Genomic DNA, 19292 nt, shown 5'->3' on the forward strand with positions numbered 1-19292 from the left:
GTCAGCCTCCAATCCCGGCAAGAAACGCGCCGGGCGTCGCAACACCAATGCCAAACTGCCCCGCCCCCGAGAAGTCCCGCCTGTTGAACGTGACAATCTGCCCGCATCCCGCCGCCACCGCCGCCTCCAGAACCATGTCATCCTTGGGGTCGCGCAGGAACGGCCGCCACAGGTAATGCACCTCCGCCCGAACAGCCACCAAGCAGAGGTAGTCAATGATGGCGGAGACATCCGCCGCAGTCAGCCCGTCCCGGCGCGTCAGCTTCATCGCCTCCGCCTCGTATTCCAGCACCAGCGGCACAGAAACCGCCACCTCGAACTTCCCGGTACCCACCAGCATCAATAGCTGGTGCGACGCGCCCTGCCTGCTCCGCAGGGCCGCGACCAGCACGTTGGTGTCCATGACAATCCGGGGCAGGCTCATGTTGGTATTGTATACGATACCGCCGCGTTTGTCAAGACAAGCACGGTTTTCGCCAAGGAAGCGTCTGTAATGGGGGGGACGCCAACGACCCATTGGCCCCGTCGGACCCGTCGGACAGGTCCGACCCGCCCAATTCATCCGACGGATCGGTCCGATCCGACCGATCGGTCCGATTTTCCGTCTCCCTGGCCCCTCCGCCCGACAAGGAAACAGAAACTACGGTTACATGGATGGGCAGGATACACAGGATGCGGCAGGAAATCCTGTCTATCCTGTCCATCCATGTAAACCCTTCCGGGCAGTAATCATGTGCCGCCCCCCCCCTCACACCTCCAGCGTGCCGCTTTCGATGTCGGCGATGAGGCTGCGGATGAGGTCCTGGCTCTCTTTCGGGAACCCCCACTGCTCGATTTCGCGGGCGGTGAGGAGGTTTTGGAGCTGCGGGAGGACGAGCATGTCCTTGGCGAACTCGCTCGGCAGCGACCGGGCGACGAAGCTCTCCTCGTCGAAGGTGTCGAAGAAGCTCTTGAGGCCGCGCTCGGCGCTGCCGCCGACGGCGCCGAAGTCCTGCCCGTAGATGTGGAGCGAGCAGCTGTAGTCGGCGTAGCTGCCCACGCGCACCTTCCGGCCCGTCTTCTCGGCGATCTGGCGGGCGAGCACCTGCTGGAGAAACGTGAGGGCGACAATGTTGTCCCCCCACGCCTTGTACAGGTCGCGGGAGCGCCACATCGTGTTCATGTTCAGCACCAGCGTGCCGTCCGCGTCCTCGGGGCAGCGCAGCTGCACCTCGCGCAGGCAGGGGATGTCCTCCCTCAGATACGGGTCCAGGTTGGGCACCGACGTCGTGGCGACGGCGCGGCGGCTGTGCGGCGTGGCGCAGACACGCTCCACCGCCAGGGCCATCTGGTCCACCACCGACCCGCCTGCGTCCGGGTGGGCGAAGAGGCGCTGGTGGTAGGTGTAGGGCCACTCGTGGGCCTCCAGCTCGCCGTGGACCGCCCCCTGCAATTTGTCGAACGGCACCACCCGGTAATCCTTCACCCCCATGATTTCGGCGATGTACGTGCCGATCTCGCAGAACGAGATCGGGGGAAAGCGCGGCTGCGCGAACGGGTCCGTGATCTCCACCAGCACCCGCGCGTCCCGGCTCGGCGGGTCAATGAACTCCCCCGCCGCGTTCTTCCGGTCATACTCCGTCCGCATGGAGTACCCGTGCTCCCACACCGCCTTGATCGCCCGGTAATACGCCCGCGGGATCGAGTCCCCCACCACATGAAGGGTCGGTATCCGGCCCAGGTCCGTGTTGCAGTCGCCCATCCCTGTGTCTCCCTGTTCGTTGAGGCTCCACACCAAGGCCCCCGGAGGGGGCGGGTCATTATGGCACAGACACCTGAGTCAGACGCCCTGCCGGTCTTGGTCCCCCCTTGAGGGGGGTGGCCGCGTCTTCGCGGCCGGGGGATGTTCTTAGCGTTGGCGCCACAACCCAATCTCCGGAACATCCCCCAGTTCGCTCCCGCGAACTACCCCCCTCAAGGGGGGACCCGGACAGTGCGTGGACGTCACGCCAATGAACGTCAGCAGAGACAGCCTTTGTGCGAAGGGGTTGCAGCTGCAGGGACACCGTCGGTAAACCTCTACGGCAGCCTGGTGGTGGAGACCGCCGCCAGGAAGGCGTCAATGTTCTCCGTGGGGACGCCGGGGGGCATGCCGCCGCCGCAGGAGAGGAGGACGCGTTTCATGTCTTTGGTGTCGGCGCGGAGGGTGGTCACGGCGGCGGAGACGTCCTCCGGGGTGCCTTGGGCGAGGATGTCGCGGGGGGGGATGTTGCCGAGGAGGGCGACGCGGTCGCCGGCGAGGCGGCGCATCTCGGCGATGGGGTGCTCGTGGCTGAAGTTGAAGAGGTTGACGCCGACCTTTTCGAGGTGGGGCGCGCAGACGAGGCCGTGCGCGTCGTTGTGGAAGAAGCGGACGGGCACGTCGAGGGCGGCGAAGAGCCGGGTCAGGTAGGGGTTGGCGAACTCCACGCAATCCTCAGGGCCGCAGAAGCCGACAAGGTCGTCGAGGACGAGGACGCCGCCGATGCCGGGGAACGCGGCCTTCTGCGCCTTAACCCAGCCGCAGAGGAAGTCCGTGACGCGGTCGAGCAGGGCGTGGGTCTTGTCGGGCTCGGTTTTCATGCCCAGGAGGAACTCGGTGTTGCCGAGGAGGAACCCGGCGATGTTGAGGGGTCCGCGCGCGACGGCGAAGCGGACGGCGTGGCCGGCGGCGCGGATGCGCGCCTCCGTGTGGGCCAGCCGTTTCAGCACGAAGGGGGTCATGCCGTCGCGGCCGGGCACGGGGACCGGCGCGGCCAGCGCGGCGTCGAGGGAGTCGGCGATCTTGTCGGCGAAGGGGAACTCGTTTTCGTGCCACATGCAGCGCGCGCCGAAGGCGGAGGGCTCGGTGCACATGCCGTACTCCGACCAGAAGCCCGGCAGGAACAGGATGCCGGGCCAGCGGGTGACAGCGCGGAGGTTGGCCTCCAGCCAGCGCCCGCCGTCGGCGTAGTAGTCGAGGATGCCCATGCCGGCCCATCCGGGGAGCCAGGGGCTGTCAATGATGAAGCCGACGGGGGCGGGGTCCACGCGGTGCCCGTCCAGCACGGCCAGCAGTTTCTCCCACTGTTCATTGGTCATGGGGCTACTCCCTGAACGAGGTGACGGGGGTTTCGGCGCCGCCGCGTTCGGCGGAGACGTAGGCGCTGTAGATGGTGGAGACGGTGTCCGCGCCGAGGAGGCTGTCGCTCTCGACGGGCGTGCCCTCCGTGAGGGCGCGGTAGAAGGCCTCGATCTCCTGCGGGTAGCCCGTGAACCAGTCCTCGTCCGGCGGCATGTTGGTCCAGCCCTGCTTCGTGCCCGTCTTCTCCACGGTGTAGATGTCGCGGAAGTTGGCGTCCACGGGGTTGTAGACCTGCATGGCCGTGTTCGGGTTGATGTTGCAGAGGGTGCGGTGGTTGTTCGCGCAGACCTCCAGCCAGTTGTGGATGCCGCCGAGGACGATGTCCGACGCGAAGACCGTGGCCAGCGTGCCGTCCTCGAAGGTGACGTGCATCATGGAGAAGTCGTCAATGTCGTGGTAGTCGCGGCGGATGTGGCCCTCGTCCTGGAAGTTTTCCATGCGCGTGAGGGCGGCGGTCCGCGCCGACACGGAGACCGGCTTGATGGCCTTGCCGGTGCGCGCGCGGCCCTCGACGGCCTTGAGGTAGAGCGCGGCGGTCAGGGGGTGGCAGCCCTTGCCGATCATCACGCCGCCGCCGGAGTATTTCCAGTAGGCGTAGGTGGGGTTGTGCGACCCCGAGTGCGCCTCCTCGCCGTGGATCCAGAGAATCTGCGCACCCGTCTTCTCCAGCACCTCGCGCTCCCGCTGCACCGCCGGGGCGTAGACCCAGTTCTCGGCGTAGCAGATGCGGCCCGCGCTTTCGCGCTCCGCCGCCAGCATGCGGCGCACGCTCTCCAGCCCCGCGCGCAGGGCGTCCCCCTTCGGGAACCGGTCCCCGTGGAAGTCCTCCGAGCCGTCGCCGCAGTAGCCCGTGAACGGTTTTTCCAATATGACATGCCGCCCGCGCTTCAGCGCCGCCACGGCCACCTCCTCATGCCCCGCCACCAGCACGCAGCAGTGGACCACGTCCACGTCGTCCAGCAGCGCGTCCAGCGAGTCATACGCGGTGATGCCGCGCTGCGCCGCGTACTCCGCCGCCTGCGCCCGGTCCAGCGCGTAGACCCCGCGCACGTCCACGTCCACCCCATGAACCCGGGACACGGCCTCCCAGTGAAACCGCGCGCTGAACCCCGCGCCCACGATCCCGGCGCGGATGCTTTTCTTCTTCATCGTCTGTCTCCTGTCGGCTTAGGTTACTGAGGCAGGCGGGACGCCTGCGGTACGGTGCCGCGACCCGCCGGGCTTTTTCGTAGCGCAGGCGTCCCGCCTGCCCTGTCTTTGGCCTTCCCCCGCCATCACCAGAACACCGCGTAGAACGCGCCAATCCCCGCAAGAACCGCCGCCGCCGCGGCGACGGCGACCTTGTCGGTGCGCATGTCCATTTCCTCGCGGACAGGCAGGACCTTCGGCTCCTTCGCCGGGGCGATGAGCGTCATGGCGGCCATGGCGGCCAGCGCGACGCCGAAGGTGATTGCCATGCGGTGGAGGTAGGCCACGTCGGACATGCCCCACTGGAGGGCGCCGTAGACCAGGGGTGCCAGCAGCAGCGCCGCGACGCCGGAGAAGGCCGGTGCGCGGGGCACAACGAAGCCGAACACGAACACGGCGAGGATGCCGGGGGAAATGTACCCTTGGAACTCCTGAATGTAGTTGAAGATGCCGCCGAAGCGCGGATTGGCGAGGAAGGGCGCGATGAGGCAGCCCATCACGAGGAACACGAGGGTGGCGGCGCGGCCCATGCCCACAAGGAGCCCCTGCGGCGCGTCGGGCCGGAAATGGCGGCGGTAGAGGTCCATGGTGAACACCGTGGAAGCACTGTTGAGCATGGAGGCGATGGAGCTGATGACGGCCCCGGCCAGGGCGGCCAGCATGAGCCCGCGCAGGCCGCGCGGGATGATCTCGCGCAGGAGCGTGGGGTAGGCCTGGTCCGGCGAGGCCAGCGTGTCCCCGTAGAGCTGCGCCGCCATGATCCCCGGGAACACGATGACGAAGGGCACCAGCAGCCACAGGGCGCCCGCAAAGATGACGCCGAGCTGGCCCTGGCGCAGGCTCTTCGCCGCCAGCGCCCGCTGCACGATGAACTGGTTCAGGCCGCAGTAGTAGAAGATGGGGATCCACATGCCCGCGAGGAGGCCGGTCCACGGCAGCACGGGGTGGTCCGCCGGGAGGATCATGTGGAGCCGGTCCGCGTTGTGCGCGAAAAAGGCGTCCACACCGCCCACGGCCTGAAAGCCCAGCACCACCGTCAGCAGCCCGCCCAGCAGCAGCCCCGCGCCCTGGATAAGGTCGGCCCACGCCACGGCCTTCAGGCCGCCCCAGACCGTGTACACCGCCGCCACCCCGCCGATGAGCCAGACGGAGCCCGTCATCGGCAGGCCGAAGATGGTGTGCAGCGTGAGCGCGCCGGAGTAGAGCACCGTGGCGGTCGTCACCAGCACATAGATGACCACGGTGTACACCGCCATCAGCGCCCGCGCCGCCGCGTTGTAGCGGTACTCCAGATACTCCGGCATGGTGTAGATGCCCGCCCGCAGGAAGCGCGGCAGGAATACAAACGCCACCACCACCACGCCCACGGCCCCCGTCAGCTGCCAGTTGCCCACCGCGAGCCCCACGTTCCCCGCCCCCTGGCCCGCCATCCCCACGAACTGCTCCGTGGACAGGTTCGCCGCCACAATGGACAGCCCGATGAGCGGCCACGTCAGCCCGCGCCCCGCGAGGAAATAGTCCTCCCCCGTCGCGCCGCCGCTCCGGCTCTTGTACATGCTGAAGACGACCACAAAGCCGATGGCCCCGGCAAACGCCGCCAGATCAAACAGGCTCAGTTCCACGCGTCACCTCCCCCCGCGGCGGCCCCAGCCCCCGGCACTCCGCCGGACCGGCCCCTGCGGGAGTTCTAAAGGTACTCGAAACCCCGCCGCCGCCACAAGGGGAGTCTGGAGTCCGGAGTCTGGAGTCCGGAGTCCGGAGTCTGGAGTCTGGAGCGGCGGGGTGCCCGTCGGACAGGTCGGACAAGTCGGACAGGTCGGACGGGGCCGGAAGATCGGACCGATCGGTCGGATCCGTCGGATCGGTCCGATGAAAAAGGGTCCCTGCGCGCGCTCCGGGCATTCTCCGCCGCAGACACTGAGAGGCGGCTTTCGGGTATGATACCCATCGCTTTTATTGTTTCCAGAGTGTCCGGACGGGAAACCGCCCAAGCGGGGCGCTTTTTCACCCAAGAGAACAAGGATTTTTCTGTCATGGCCAAGCAGATGAGCACATTCCTGACCGTCGTGGGCGGCGGGCCGGGGGGCTATACGGCGGCGTTTCACGCGGCGGACCTGGGGCTGGAGGTGACGCTGGTGGACACGGAGCCGAACCCCGGGGGCACCTGCCTCTACCGCGGGTGCATCCCATCGAAGGCGCTCCTGCATGTGGCCAAGCTCATCAACGACACCCGCGAGGCCGCCGAGTGGGGGCTGGCGTTCGGCGAGCCGAAGATGGACCTGGACAAGGTCCGCAGCAAGACCCGGTCCGTGGTGGAGCAGATGACGGGCGGCCTCGGCCAGCTCTGCCGCGCCCGCGGCCTCAACCACATCCAGGGCAGGGCGGGCTTTTTGGACTCGAACACCCTGGCCGTCTTCCACAATGACGGCTCCGAGATCGTCCTGAAGACACAGCACACGATCATCGCCTCCGGCTCGCGGCCCGCGCTTTTCGGCCCGCTGATTGACTCCCACCGCCTCATGAACTCCACCTCCGCCCTGCAGATGGAGGAGATCCCGGAGACCCTGCTGGTCATCGGCGGCGGCTACATCGGCCTCGAACTCGGCTCCGTCTACGCCTCCCTCGGATCGAAGGTGACGGTGGTCGAGATGGCCGACGGCCTGCTGGCCGGGGCAGACCGCGACTTGGTAAAACCCCTGCACGTGCGGCTCCAGGCGCTCATGCACGAAATCCTGCTGGGAACCAGGGTCGCGGGGATGAAGGAGGAAAAGAACGGCATCCGGGTGACCTTGGAGGGGCCGGCGGTCGGCGATCCGTCGCGCCTGTTCGACCGCGTGCTGGTGTGCGTGGGCCGTAAACCCAACTCCAGCGGCCTCAACCTGTCCTCCACCGGCGTGACGGTGGACAAGAAGGGGTTCATCGGAGTGAACGCGCAGCGCCGCACCGCGGACCCCGCCATTTTCGCCATCGGCGACGTGGCGGGCGAGCCCATGCTGGCGCACAAGGCGTCGGCCGAGGGCCGCGTGGCCGCCTCCGTCATCGCCGGGAAACCGGCGGCCTTCGAGCCCCAGGCCATCCCCGCCGTGGTCTTCACGGACCCCGAACTGGCCTGGTGCGGCCTCACGGAGTCCGCCGCGGCCGCCGAAGGCCGCGCGGTGCACATCACCCGTTTCCCCTGGGCGGCCTCCGGACGCGCCACCACGCTGAGCCGCTCCGACGGCCTCACCAAACTCCTCACCGACCCGGACACCGGGCAGATCCTCGGCGTGGGCATCTGCGGCGCCGGCGCGGGCGAACTCATCGCCGAGGGCGTGCTCGCCATCGAGATGGGGGCCACCGCCGAAGATTTGGACATGACCATCCATCCCCACCCCACCCTCAGCGAGACGGTCATGGAGAGCGCCGCCGCCCTCTTCGGACTCAGCACCCACATCTACCGCCCCAAACGCGGTTAGAGCGGCCGCTCACCGTTATCACAAATTGCTTGATTTTCTCAGGCCGTGGTGATACGCTTAATGCGAAATTGCGGATGGGCAGTGCGTTTGGGAAGATGACAATAAGAGGTGCCCCGGGCACTCGGAAAGGACGGGTGGGGTATGAATAAGGGTTATTGGGCGGTTTCTGTTTTTTTCTTGACGGTGTTGGCGGCCCTTTTTAGCCAGGGGGCGGCCGCGAAGGAAATCCCGGTCCCGCAGGACGAGGGGATTCCCGGACTGTGCGAGGGCGTGGGCGCGTGCAACCGCCCGTGGATCACCAGCGGCAACGCCGATTGGTTGTTCCAGACGGCGGTCAGCCATGACGGGTGGAACGCCGTCCAGAGCGGCGATGTGTACGACAACCAGTCCTCCACGCTCCAGACGATGGTCACGGGCCCCGTGTCGGTCAGTTTCTGGTGGAAGGTCTCCAGCGAGGTTGATTACGATGTCTTGAGCTTCTCGGTGAACGGGACGCTGACTCACCAGACATCCGGTGAAGTCGACTGGACGAAGGAGACCGTGTCCCTCGACGCGGGCTCCAACCTCCTCACTTGGGTCTATACCAAGGACAGCGGATTATCCATTGGTGCCGATGCCGGGTGGGTGGACCAGTTTCTGGTGGTTGAAGCCGTGCCCCCGACGGGGTCCGTTGCGGTCAACGGCGGCGACGCCCGGACGCCCTCCGCGGATGTCACGCTCTCCCTCACTTACGACGACGGGGACGGGTCGGGCGTGTCGGGCATGCGGTTCAGCAACAACGGGTCCACCTGGTCTTCCTGGGAAAAACCCGCCGCCGCCAAGGCGTGGGCCCTCTCCCCGGGTGACGGCGTCAAGACCGTGCGCGCCCAGTTCCGCGACAAGGCGGGCAATGTCTCGGCCATTGCAGGCGATTACATCGCCGTGGACACGACGGCCCCCACGGGCGGGATGGTCATCAACGGCGGCCAGTCCGCAACGCAGGATCCCAACGTCACCCTGACCCTCGCCTGGGACGACGGGGACGGTTTTGGCGTGAGCCGGATGCGGTTCAGCAACGACGGGGCCACCTGGAGCCCCTGGGAACCCGTGGCAGCCACCAAGGCTTGGGCGCTGGCAGGCGCCACCCCGGGCCACTACACCGTGCGCGTGCAGTACCGGGACCGGGCCGGGCTTGTTTCCGACCGGTTTAGCGACTTCATCCGGCTTGACCCCTAGGACACGGCGGGCGGTCCGGCTCGGGACGGGAACGGGTGGGGCGTTTTCTTGACATGCCCGGGCGGACGGCGGGACACTTCCAAAAAGAGGGGCGGACAGCGCCCCCTGGGTTAGGTTTGAACCGGGCGCTTCGGCGCCAAGAAGGAATGTCGGGGATGTTTCCAAAAGCGGCACGGGTGAAATGGGTGTTTTCAGGGCTGACGGTCGCGCTGGCCTGCCTGTCGGCGATGGGCCAGGTGCCCGCCCCCTCAACGGTGGCGGACAACCTGCCGCCGGAAAAGCTGGCGATGATCGAAATGACCATCATTGACAGCCCCCCGACGCCCCCGGTGGGGTTTGACCGGCCGGCGGTGGATGTCAACAAGCTCGACAACAAGACAACGAACATCCTGACGGTGCCCACCTCCCAATGGACCTACGGATGCACCGCAACCTCGGCGGGCATGATTTTTGGCTACTACGACCGCAACGGGTACCCCAACATGTACACCGGGCCGACGAACGGCGGCGTGTGCCCCCTGACGGAACTGGGGCAGGGCGACAACCCCTCCTCCCCCCTCCCCGGCGCCTGCTCCATCATCGCCACAATGAACGGCTTCGACGGGCGTACCACCCCCGGCCATGTGAACGACTACTGGATTTCCCTTGACTCCGAAGGCCCCGACCCGTGGGAGAGCGGCGGCACGGAACACACCTGGGGCGACTGCACGGCGGATTACATGGGCACCAACCAGTGGAAATGGGACACGGACGCGGACGGCACAAAGGATTTCAACACGGACGGGAGCACGCTTTACTGGTCCGCCGGTTCCGGCGCGAAGTTGTACGACTACATCCCCCTGGCATCGTACGGGCTCCCGCAGACCGAGGCCTGCCACGGGATGAGGCTGTTCGCCGAGTCGCGGGGATACACGGTGCTCGAGAACTACACCCAGAAGGTGGACGCCCTGTACACGGGCGGGTTCTCCTTTGCCGACTACAAGACCGAGATAGACAACGGGTTCCCCGTGATGCTTCATGTCGTGGGGCACACCATGGTCGGCGTGGGCTATGACGACAGCACGACCCCCGGCACCGTCTACCTCCACGACACCTGGGACAACTCGGTCCACAGCATGGACTGGGGCGCCAGCTATAGCGGCATGGCCATGCAGGCCGTGACCATCATCCATCTGGCGGGGGTGGATCCGGGCTCCCTTCAGGTCACCCTTTCGCCGCCGGAAGCCGTGGCGGCGGGGGCCAAATGGGCGCTCGACGGCGGCGCGTGGCAGGATTCCGGCGCGACCCTGACAGGGGTTGCGGCTGGCATACACACCGTCTCCTTCCAGTCTGTGGCCGGATGGGACACCCCGAACAGCCAGACGGTGGTCGTCAACAGCAACCAGCTGACCACCGCAACGGGGGCCTACTTCCACCTGTGCGAGGGGGTGGGCGCGTGCAACCGCGAGTGGACGAACGCGGGCGACGCGTCCTGGTTCCTCCAGACCGCGGTCAACCATGACGGCTGGAATGCCCTCCAGAGCGGCGGTGTGGGGGACAACGGGGCGTCGTCGGTGCAGACGACGGTGACCGGCCCCTGCACGGTCAGCTTCTGGTGGAAGGTGTCCAGCGAGGAAGACTGGGACTTCCTGATCTTCTACGTCAACTACAGCGTCAACGAGGAAATCTCCGGGGAGGTGGGCTGGGCCCAGGTGACCGTGGACCTGCCCGCAGGGGAGAACATCCTGTCCTGGGCCTACAACAAGGACGAGAGTTTCTCCGAAGGCGACGACGCCGGGTGGCTGGACCAGTTTGTCGTGAGTGAGACCACGCCCCCGACGGGGTCCGTCGTGATCAACAGCGGCCAGTCGTACACCACCAGTCCGGACGTGCTGCTTTCCCTCACCTACGATGATGGCGACGGGTCGGGCGTGTCGGGCATGCGGTTCAGCAACAACGGGTCCACCTGGTCCTCCTGGGAGAAGCCCGCGGCCGCCAAGGCCTGGACCCTTCCGGCGGGCGACGGGTACAAGACCGTGCGGGTGCAGTTCCGCGACAAGTCGGGCAACGTCTCGGCGCGGTACAGCGACTACATCCTGCTGGACGCCGCAGCCCCTACGGGCAGCATCCTCATCAACGGCAACCAGTCCGTGACCGCGAGCCAGAATGTCACCCTGAACCTCACCTGGGACGACGGCACGGGCTCGGGCGTGAGCCGGATGCGGTTCAGCAACAACGGGTCCACCTGGAGCGCCTGGGAGACCGTGGCCGCCACCAAGGCATGGACCCTGGCCGGAAGCGCCCCGGGCTACTACACCGTGCGCGCGCAGTACCGCGACCGCGCGGGCCTGGTTTCCGAACGGTGCAGCGACTACATCCGCCTGGCCCCGTGAGCGTCTGAAGACATCCGTTTCTTGCCGCCCCGGCTCCCGCGAGCCGGGGCGGCTTTTTCCGCCGCGCGCCCCTTGACAATCTTGGCGCGGCGGCGGGATGATGGGGACGGAACGGACGGCCCCCGGCTTCCGGGATGCCCAGGGAGAACGGTATGAAGGCGCTGGTTTTCGACGGGGCGTTGCGCGTGGAGGAGCTGCCCGCACCCGAGCCGGGGCCGGGTGAGGCGCTGGTGCGCGTGCTCTCCGCGGGGGTCTGCAACACGGACCTCGAAATCTGCCGCGGCTACATGGATTTCCACGGCGTGCTCGGCCACGAGTTTGTCGGCGTGGTGGAGAAGACCCCCACCCGCGCCCTCGAGGGGAAGCGGGTCGTCGGCGAGATCAACTGCGTCTGCCACCGCTGCGAGTGGTGCCGCATGGAAATGTTCCACCACTGCGCCGCCCGCACCGTCCTCGGCATCGCCGGACGGCCCGGCGCCTTCGCCGAATACCTCACCCTGCCGGAGGAGAACCTCCACCCCGTCCCCGGAAACATCCGCGACGACGTGGCGGTGTTCACCGAGCCCCTGGCCGCCGCCTTCCGCATCCTGGAACAGGTCGCCGTCGGCCCGGCGGACCGGGTCGTGGTGCTGGGCGACGGCAAACTGGGCCAGCTTGCCGCCCAGGTGCTGGCGACCCGCACCCGCAGCCTCGTCTGCGCGGGGAGGCACCGGTGGAAGCTGGACCTGCTCGCCGCGCGGGGGATCGCGGTGGCGGGGGAGGATGAGCCCGTGGCCCCGGGGGCGGACCTCGTGGTGGAGGCGACCGGAAAACCGGAGGGGCTGGCCCGCGCCCTGGAACTCGTGCGCCCGGAGGGCGCCATTGTCCTCAAGTCCACCGTCGCCGAGACCATCCCCCTGGCCTCCGTGCTGGCGGTGGTGAACGAGGTGCGGATTCTCGGGTCACGCTGCGGGCCGTTCCGTCCGGCGCTCTCGGCCCTGGCCGCCGGGGAGATCGAGGTGCGCCCCATGATCACCGAGGCGTATGATCTTGCGGAAGGTGTCACCGCCCTGGCCCGCGCCCGCGACCCGGGCGTGATGAAGGTCCTGTTGCGCATGTGACGCGGCCCGCGGACCGGCACCCGAAAGGCGCCGCCGGTCCCAAGACCAAGGAGTCGGAGATGTTGGACAAATTCCCCACGAGGCGCACGTTTCTGGCCGGGGCGGGCACGGTCTTGGCGGCGTTCGCCGCCGCCCAGGAGGACACGGCGTCAAAGGGCCCGGCGCGCCCGGTGGACCCCCGGCGCGGCGACCCCGCCGAGAAGCCCGGGGCCGCGGGCAGCCAGCGTCTCGCGCCGGCCCAGCTCCAGGCGTGGGAGAAGCTGGGCTACGGCATGTTCCTGTGCTTTGGCATGAGCACCTTCGTGCAGAACGAGCTGCCCTCCGGCGCGGACCCCGCACCGGTCTACGCCCCGGACAAACTGGACGTGGACCAGTGGGTCTCCGTCGCCCGCGACGCGGGCATGAAATACGCCGTCCTCACGGCGAAGCACGTCGCCGGCCACTGCCTGTGGCCGTCGGACCACACGGACTACTCCGTGAAGAACAGCGGCGACACGACGGACGTGGTGGCGAAGTTCGTGGAGGCCTGCCGCGCCTGCGGCGTGCTCCCGGGCATCTATTACTGCTCCTGGGACAACCACCACCGCTTCAGCAGCCGCACCCCCTCCGACGGCGGGGAGCCCGCCTACACCACCTCGCTCTACCAGGACTTCCAGACCGCGCAGGTCACCGAGCTGCTCACCCGCTACGGGGCCTTCGCCGAGGTGTGGATTGACATCCCCGGCGTGCTTGGCCGCGGCTACCGCACCTTCCTCTACAACCACATCGCGTCGCTCCAGCCGACCGCGCTGGTCATGATGAACAGCGGCATCTCCACCCAGGAGACCTACGACGCCGCCTACGCGTGGCCGTCCGACCTGGTCGCCATCGAGCGCCGTCTCCCCGCCGAGGGGGGCTTCCAGAAGCTCCGCGAGATCGAGGGGAAGACCTACTACCTGCCCGGCGAAGTCTGCGACCCCATAGGCAAGGAGTGGTTCTGGGTTGAGGGCGACGCCCCCCGCCCCGACGAAGAGCTGGCCGCCCAGTACAGGGCCTGCCGCGACCGCGGCGTGAACCTGCTCCTCTCCGTGCCCCCCGACAAACACGGCGTCATCCCGGAGGAGTCCATCCAGGCCCTCACGCGCCTGAGGCAGAACGCGGGCATCTGAGGGGCGTCAGGAGAAGTCGGCGCGCCAGACATGCGCGGCGCGCTTCGCCATTTCCTCTTGGCGCCGGTTGATCAACGGCAGCGTCCACTCATTGGGCGCCATTTTGGCCAGCGCCTTCGCGGAGGCATACTCGCTTTCCTGGTATCCCCCCACTTTTTCGGGATACGGGCGGTTTCCGATATTCCTGTTGATATGGGACTCCAGAAGAACCAGATTTCCCAGCCGATAGACGGCACCTTTCCCCTCCTCTTGAGATATGGCCTCGTCCCAATCGGCCGGAGCATTCTCCGGGAAGATGTGTTCAATGGTCGCGGGGTCCGTCTCATGGTCGCATGCACGCCCGGAGGCGTCGGCTTCCAGTTTGCTCAGAATGTACTTGGTCAGCGTCTTTTTCTGTCCCTGTGTCGGAATGGACAATGTGGCGAAGGCCTGCACAAAGCGCCCATCCTCCACATAGACGGGCTTCAGCCGTTCAAACACCGCCGAAGGGGTCGGCGCGTCCCCCGTCAACAGGGCCTTGGCTGCGGCGTGGCTGACAGGCTCCAGCGCGTTGGTGTTCAGCCCGGAAACCACTGTGTAGCGAAAGATGACAACGCTGACCAGCCGGAGAACGCGGACGAAATCGGCGGGGGGGAACTTCTCCCAGGCGGCGAACAGCATGGGCGTCAACTGCCGCGACTTGAAGAGCTTCAACTCCCGAATGGGGAGCTTCGCGCCCGGATTTTCCTGCCAGAACCCGTGATGAGGGTCCGAAAGGGCGGCAAAAAGCTCCGCGCGGGCCTCCAGGGCGTCCATGAGGCCGAAGACGTCCTCCTTGCTGGACACACTGTCCCGGACAATCTTGAAAAGCCGCTGCTTGCGGATTTTTGGGTGCTCGCACAGCAGGTGATACCGGAGGAATTCGGGAAAGTGCTCCGCCCTGACGGTTTCGAGGAGAGACTGCCATCGGCGCTCAAGCATCTTCTTGTCGGCCGGGGCGTTAACGCGCGAAAACAGGTAATTCTTCAGGAGGTCGGTGGAGGAAAGCTCCAAACCGCGGGCGTTCAGCGTCTCGAAGACCGTGTAGGCGTTGAATTCGTTGTCCACCTTGATCAGGATGAACAGAAGCTGGCGGGCCACCGTCTCGCTCAGGAGGGCGGCAAGCTGCTCCCCCTTGGACGACATGTCCCGGTCTTCCCCCATCTTCGCGCGGTAATAGGTGAAGCATTTCCAGAGCAGCGCGTTTGATTTCGGCAGCCCGCGGGGATTGACGGGGGTGCGCAACTGCACGAGATAGTCCTGAAAGAAGCCGTTGTCCGTGTGGTTGAGATTCAGCTTGCTGCTTTCCACCAGGGACGCCGGATCCTTTTCACCTATGAACCGCTTGCGCAGTTCCGTCATGCGCTCCCGGTTGTCTCCTGCGTCAACGCCCGCGTCCACAAGGCGCTGCAGCGACGCCAGCACCGCAAGGCCAAGAATGGTGAGCGTTGCCAGCCGTTGCTGGCCGTCAATGATGAGAGACTCGCGGTCCCCCATTGTCTGCACCACCACGGCACCCATGTAATGGCGGTCGTCCGGACGGCCCCTCATGTCGAGAATGTCATTCCACAAGTCCTCCCACTGCTCCTCCTCCCAGGAATAGTCGCGCTGGGCGGGGGGGACACTGTAGGTCTTTCCGTTGCCGAGAAGGTCCAGGAAATTCACGGTGCTGGTGTTTAGAAGAAAAGCTCCTGCCATCTGTGGTCTCCAAAGGGTTTCCTCTCCGTTTCCGGGGAAACAGAAACCGCGCCCCATTATACAGCCTTGCCCTGCGCGGAGATGCGGTGGGGGTTTCTGGAGCTACCCCTGGCGGGGGGGCTGGGGCTTCATGACGCAGCGCCCCTCGAAGGCCACGCCCTCCTGGATGCTGATGCGGGGGGCGCAGAGGTCGCCGGTGACGCGGCCGCCCGTCCTGACCTCGATGCGGTCCTCGGCGGTCACGGTGCCGCGCACCTCGCCGCTGATGATCACCTGCCCGGCCGTCACGTCGCCCAGGATGCGCCCGTCGGGCAGCAGGACAACGCTGTCGTTGCTGGAGACGCCGCCCTCCACCGTGCCCTCGATGCGGATGGTGCCCTTGGCCCGGATCTCGCCGCCGACGGCGGTGCCGGGGCCGAGGATGGTCGCCACATGGTTCTCGTTGTAGGTCTTGGACTTGCGGGTGTCAAGCATGGGGGGTCACTTCGAGAGGTAGCGCGCGGGGTTGACGGGCGCGCCCTTCACATGCACCTCGTAGTGCAGGTGGGCGCCCGTGCTGCGGCCCGTGGTGCCGACGCGGCCGATCACCTCGCCGCGCTTCACGGTCTGCCCGGGTTTCACGTCCATCTTGGAAAGGTGGGCGTACAGGGTGGCCATGCCGTCCCCGTGCTCGATGACAACCTTGTTCCCGTAATCGCCGTCGTACCCCGCCTCCACCACCTTTCCGGAGGCCGTGGACATCACGGAGGTGCCGTGGCGCGCGGAGATGTCTATGGCGCTGTGGCGGCTCACGCGGCGGTTGAACGGGTCCATGCGGTAGCCGAAGGTGGACGTGATGCGCCCCACGCCCCGGGCCAGCGGCCATCCGGCGGGCATGCGGGACACCCGCTCCAACTGCGCGTTCATGTCGCTGACCAGGTCGCCCAGGCTCCGCGCGCGCAGGCTGATCTCCTGCAGCAGCAGGTCCGCCGTCGGGCGGGAGACGCCGTAGATGAGGCAGGGGACCTGGGGGCCCCGCGGGGCCGCCGGCATCGCCGCAAAGCCCGCGCCGCCCGCCACGCCGCCCTTGCCGTTGCCCGGCGCGGGGAGCGCGGTGGCCGGCTGCGGCGCGCGCGGGGCGATCCCCGTGATGCTGCGCGCCTTGGCCTCCATCTCGTACAGGTCGTTCAGCGCCGCCGTGATCGTGCCGATGCTGGCCTCATACTCCGCCCGGAGACGGGTCTCCACCTGACGGATTTCGTCGCGGCTGGGGCCGGAGGGCTGCGCCTCCGCGGGGGTGTTCGCCTTTTGCAGCTCCAGCGACCGGTTGGCCTGGCGCAGCAGCTCGGCGCGCTGTGACAGCTCGCCCTGGCGCTGGTAATAGAAGGCGGAGACAAAGCTCAGCGCCACCAGAAAGACGGCGGGCACCCAAAAATGGAGGTTGGAGACGGTCAGGACGCGTGTCTCCCCCGGGGTCTGGGGGATGAGCATGACTGTCCACTTCTTGATCACCAAGATTCGCCTCTGGTTTTCCCTTGAATCCGGAGCGCCGCCATGACAGCCCCATGGTCGGCGCATTCTCTCGCCGTTGACCGCCGTTACTATACCGCGTCGGCCCCGCGTGGTTCCCTTCCACGAACGGCTTGACTATAGCATGCCCCGCCCGCCATGTCAACCCCTGGCGGGGCCGGGCGACGCATTCTGCGCAAATCAATAAATCCCGGCGCATCCAAAGCCGGGCGTCACTTCTGGGTGATGTCGTAGCACCCCAGCGCGTCCCCGTGCCGGAGGTAGAGGCGGCCGTTCGCGATGACCTGGTGCGCCCAGTGCTCCCGGTCGCCGAAGGCCACGGTGAACTTCCCGGCGGGCTGGAACCCCTCGCGGGACGGCTTGAACAGCACGACCTCGCCGCTCTTCGGCCCCTCGTAGGAGTAGATCATGCCGTCGGCCAGGATCAGGTTGGCCTGGCGGATGGCCTTGTCGTCCCAGAGCATCTTGCCCGTCTCCCAGTCGAGGCAGACGAGGCGTCCGCCCGACCGGTGGTGGGAGGTGCCGAAGATCGCGCCCTCGGCCAGCACCACCCCCTGATGCTGGCAGTCCAGCTCCGTGTCGGTCCAGCGGACGGTGAAGGAGGAGGCGTCGGGGGACAGTTCCAGCAGGCCGCCGCCGGACTTGTAGCCCGCGACGTAATAGACGCAGCCGTTGTGGTAGAGCGGCGTGTTCGGGTGGACGTCCCAGTCCGTGGGGTGGGGGTGCTTCCAGAGCAGGGTGCCCGAGTCGGCGTCCACGCAGATCACGAACTTGCTCGTCAGGGTGAGGATAATGCGGCGGCCGTTGTGGGTGACGAGCGCGGGGCCGCAGTACGAGGTCATGTCTGTGAGCCCCTGAGTGACCCAGACCGTGTCGCCGGTCCTCTTGTCCAGGGCCGCCATCACGGCGTTCTCGCCGCCGGGGGTGCAGATCACGCGGTCGCCGTCCACCAGCAGGTTCTCCGACAGGTCCCACTCCGTCAGCGGCCCCTTGAACCGCTCCAGGATGTTCACCTTCCACGCGACAGCCCAGGACGGAATGTCCACGCAGGCCAGCTCGCCGAGGGAGGTGAGGACGAAGAGCCGGTCGCCGTCGAGCGTGGGGGTGCCGCGCCCGCCGGGGGCCTGGTCCTTGGTGGTCTCGGTGCCGTAGGGCAGGCGGCGCAGCTCCTTGCCGTCCAGGTCCAGCTCGAAGACGTGGCTCATCTGGCCCTCCAGCGTCCCCGTCAGGTAGATGCGGTCGCCCCGCACGACGGCGGAGGAGTACCCCACGCCGAAGCCGGTCGCCGTCCACAGCAGGGGCGGCCCGCCCTCGGGCCACGAGGCCATGAGCCCCGTCTCGCCGGGGAAGGCGCCGTCGCGGTTGGGGCCGCGGAAATTCAGCACATCGCCCGCCGGGGCCAGGGCGCAGACACACAAGACCAGCGCCGGGAAAAGCGCCCAGCCGGTGCGGAAAGCCTTCATGGGGTGGGGGTCTCCTTGTCGTTCGCGGCGGTGCCTTCCGGCGCGCCGGGGTTAACGGCAGTGGCGGGCAGGCCGTTGACACTCAGGGCGGCGCCGTCCCAGGCCGCCGCAATGGCCTGTCCCATGACGTTCGCCTCCACCTTCCCGTCGGTGTAGGCGTACTTCACCGTGATGCCGCCCGGGGCATGGGGCGAGACGTCGCCCCCCTCCACCCGGAGCCGGTCCCGGTCCAGAAAGGTGACCTTCAGGTCGCCCAGGGTCCACTGCGTGCCCACCAGTTTCCGGTGGACCGGATCCTCCGGCAGCGCCACGGGCGCGGGCGCGGGCTCCGGGGCGGGGGCCACGGCCGGGGGCTTGGGCGCCGGCGTGGGCGCGGGGGCCGGATCCGAGCCGCCGCATCCGGCCATCACCACGGCGCACAGGGCCAGCAGGGCCGCCGTCCGCGCTGAAAACCATCGTGTCATGGGGGGTGTTCTCCGGAAACCGGGGGCGTCAGGCCTGGCCCCGGGCGGCCTTTTCCTCAGCCTTGATCCTGTTCCAGGAGGCGACCGCCTCCTCGGAGGTGGCCGCCTTCGTCTTGTCAAACACATGGGCGTGGCGGCGCACCATTTTCTCATGGGCCGCCGCCAGGGCGTCCTTCAGCGTGAACCGCCCCTCCGCCTCCGCCGCCGCCGCGCTCGAAAGCAGCACAAACAGGGCGTCGCCGAATTCCTCCGCCGCGTGCGCGGCGGAGGAAGTCTCCAGCGCCTCCACATACTCCCCCGACTCCTCCCCGGCATACCGGGCAAAACTCACCGCCGTCTGCTCGCGGTCCCACGGGCAGCCCTCCGGCGACCGCAGAAACCGCGTCAGCGCCGCCAGCGCGGCAAACCATTCCGTCTCCGTTTCAGGCGTCTTGTCAATATGGGGAAGGGGGGGCATGGGGGGAGTTTCCTGGGCTGCGGCCTCGACTCCCCCCATGATACCCGAGCCGTCCGCCCCCGG

Annotated in this window: 16 protein-coding genes; 5 read left to right on the forward strand and 11 right to left on the reverse strand. The window is 67.4% G+C overall.

Features of this window, described 5'->3' with window-relative positions:
- Window position 1: 1 nt before the first annotated feature.
- The 5 genes from GXY15_14835 to GXY15_14855 all read right to left on the reverse strand — a co-directional run bounded on the left by GXY15_14835 (window position 2) and on the right by GXY15_14855 (window position 5952).
- Entirely contained in the window at window positions 2–424 is a 423-nt protein-coding gene (locus GXY15_14835) for a putative toxin-antitoxin system toxin component, PIN family (protein NLV42485.1), read from the reverse strand.
- 324 nt (window positions 425–748) lie between these two features.
- A complete protein-coding gene (locus GXY15_14840; protein NLV42486.1) occupies window positions 749–1741 on the reverse strand; it encodes a hypothetical protein in 993 nt (330 codons plus the stop codon).
- A gap of 317 nt (window positions 1742–2058) precedes the next feature.
- The gene (locus GXY15_14845; GenBank protein NLV42487.1) at window positions 2059–3099 is read right to left on the reverse strand and encodes a uroporphyrinogen decarboxylase; all 1041 of its coding nucleotides are present in this window, start codon (window positions 3097–3099) and stop codon (window positions 2059–2061) included.
- Between the two features lie 4 nt (window positions 3100–3103).
- Complete coding sequence (locus tag GXY15_14850; protein NLV42488.1) at window positions 3104–4291, reverse strand: Gfo/Idh/MocA family oxidoreductase; 1188 nt, start codon at window positions 4289–4291, stop codon at window positions 3104–3106.
- 125 nt (window positions 4292–4416) lie between these two features.
- The gene (locus GXY15_14855) at window positions 4417–5952 is read right to left on the reverse strand and encodes a solute:sodium symporter family transporter (protein ID NLV42489.1); all 1536 of its coding nucleotides are present in this window, start codon (window positions 5950–5952) and stop codon (window positions 4417–4419) included.
- Window positions 5953–6363: 411 nt separating this feature from the next.
- On the opposite strand from GXY15_14855, the gene lpdA reads away from it, so the two are divergent.
- The 5 genes from lpdA (at window position 6364) to GXY15_14880 (ending at window position 13620) form a co-directional block, all read left to right on the forward strand.
- The gene (lpdA, locus tag GXY15_14860) at window positions 6364–7785 is read left to right on the forward strand and encodes a dihydrolipoyl dehydrogenase (GenBank protein NLV42490.1); all 1422 of its coding nucleotides are present in this window, start codon (window positions 6364–6366) and stop codon (window positions 7783–7785) included.
- Window positions 7786–7962: 177 nt separating this feature from the next.
- Window positions 7963–9000, forward strand: coding sequence for a hypothetical protein (locus GXY15_14865; protein NLV42491.1), 1038 nt, complete (start codon window positions 7963–7965; stop codon window positions 8998–9000).
- 155 nt (window positions 9001–9155) lie between these two features.
- A complete protein-coding gene (locus tag GXY15_14870; protein NLV42492.1) occupies window positions 9156–11372 on the forward strand; it encodes a hypothetical protein in 2217 nt (738 codons plus the stop codon).
- A 152-nt stretch (window positions 11373–11524) separates the two neighbouring features.
- Window positions 11525–12472, forward strand: coding sequence for an alcohol dehydrogenase catalytic domain-containing protein (locus GXY15_14875; protein ID NLV42493.1), 948 nt, complete (start codon window positions 11525–11527; stop codon window positions 12470–12472).
- A 59-nt stretch (window positions 12473–12531) separates the two neighbouring features.
- Complete coding sequence (locus tag GXY15_14880; protein ID NLV42494.1) at window positions 12532–13620, forward strand: alpha-L-fucosidase; 1089 nt, start codon at window positions 12532–12534, stop codon at window positions 13618–13620.
- 6 nt (window positions 13621–13626) lie between these two features.
- On the opposite strand, the gene GXY15_14885 is transcribed toward GXY15_14880, so the two are convergent.
- From GXY15_14885 to GXY15_14910, 6 genes are all read right to left on the reverse strand, one after another.
- Window positions 13627–15336 (reverse strand): DUF262 domain-containing protein, encoded by a 1710-nt coding sequence (locus GXY15_14885; GenBank protein NLV42495.1) that lies wholly within the window; start codon window positions 15334–15336, stop codon window positions 13627–13629.
- A gap of 102 nt (window positions 15337–15438) precedes the next feature.
- Window positions 15439–15810: a polymer-forming cytoskeletal protein gene (locus GXY15_14890; GenBank protein ID NLV42496.1), complete on the reverse strand. Its 372-nt coding sequence runs from the start codon at window positions 15808–15810 to the stop codon at window positions 15439–15441.
- A 6-nt stretch (window positions 15811–15816) separates the two neighbouring features.
- A complete protein-coding gene (locus GXY15_14895) occupies window positions 15817–16806 on the reverse strand; it encodes a M23 family metallopeptidase (protein ID NLV42497.1) in 990 nt (329 codons plus the stop codon).
- A 251-nt stretch (window positions 16807–17057) separates the two neighbouring features.
- Window positions 17058–18308 carry a PQQ-binding-like beta-propeller repeat protein gene (locus GXY15_14900; GenBank protein NLV42498.1) on the reverse strand — a complete coding sequence of 417 codons (1251 nt, stop codon included), beginning with the start codon at window positions 18306–18308 and terminating at the stop codon, window positions 17058–17060.
- Window positions 18305–18772: a hypothetical protein gene (locus tag GXY15_14905; GenBank protein NLV42499.1), complete on the reverse strand. Its 468-nt coding sequence runs from the start codon at window positions 18770–18772 to the stop codon at window positions 18305–18307. Before GXY15_14905 ends, GXY15_14900 begins: the two co-directional genes overlap by 4 nt.
- A gap of 28 nt (window positions 18773–18800) precedes the next feature.
- Window positions 18801–19229 (reverse strand): hypothetical protein, encoded by a 429-nt coding sequence (locus tag GXY15_14910; GenBank protein ID NLV42500.1) that lies wholly within the window; start codon window positions 19227–19229, stop codon window positions 18801–18803.
- Between the last annotated feature and the right edge of the window lie 63 nt (window positions 19230–19292).

It is taken from the genome of Candidatus Hydrogenedentota bacterium (assembly GCA_012730045.1).
In the GTDB taxonomy this organism is placed as follows: domain Bacteria; phylum Hydrogenedentota; class Hydrogenedentia; order Hydrogenedentales; family CAITNO01; genus JAAYBR01.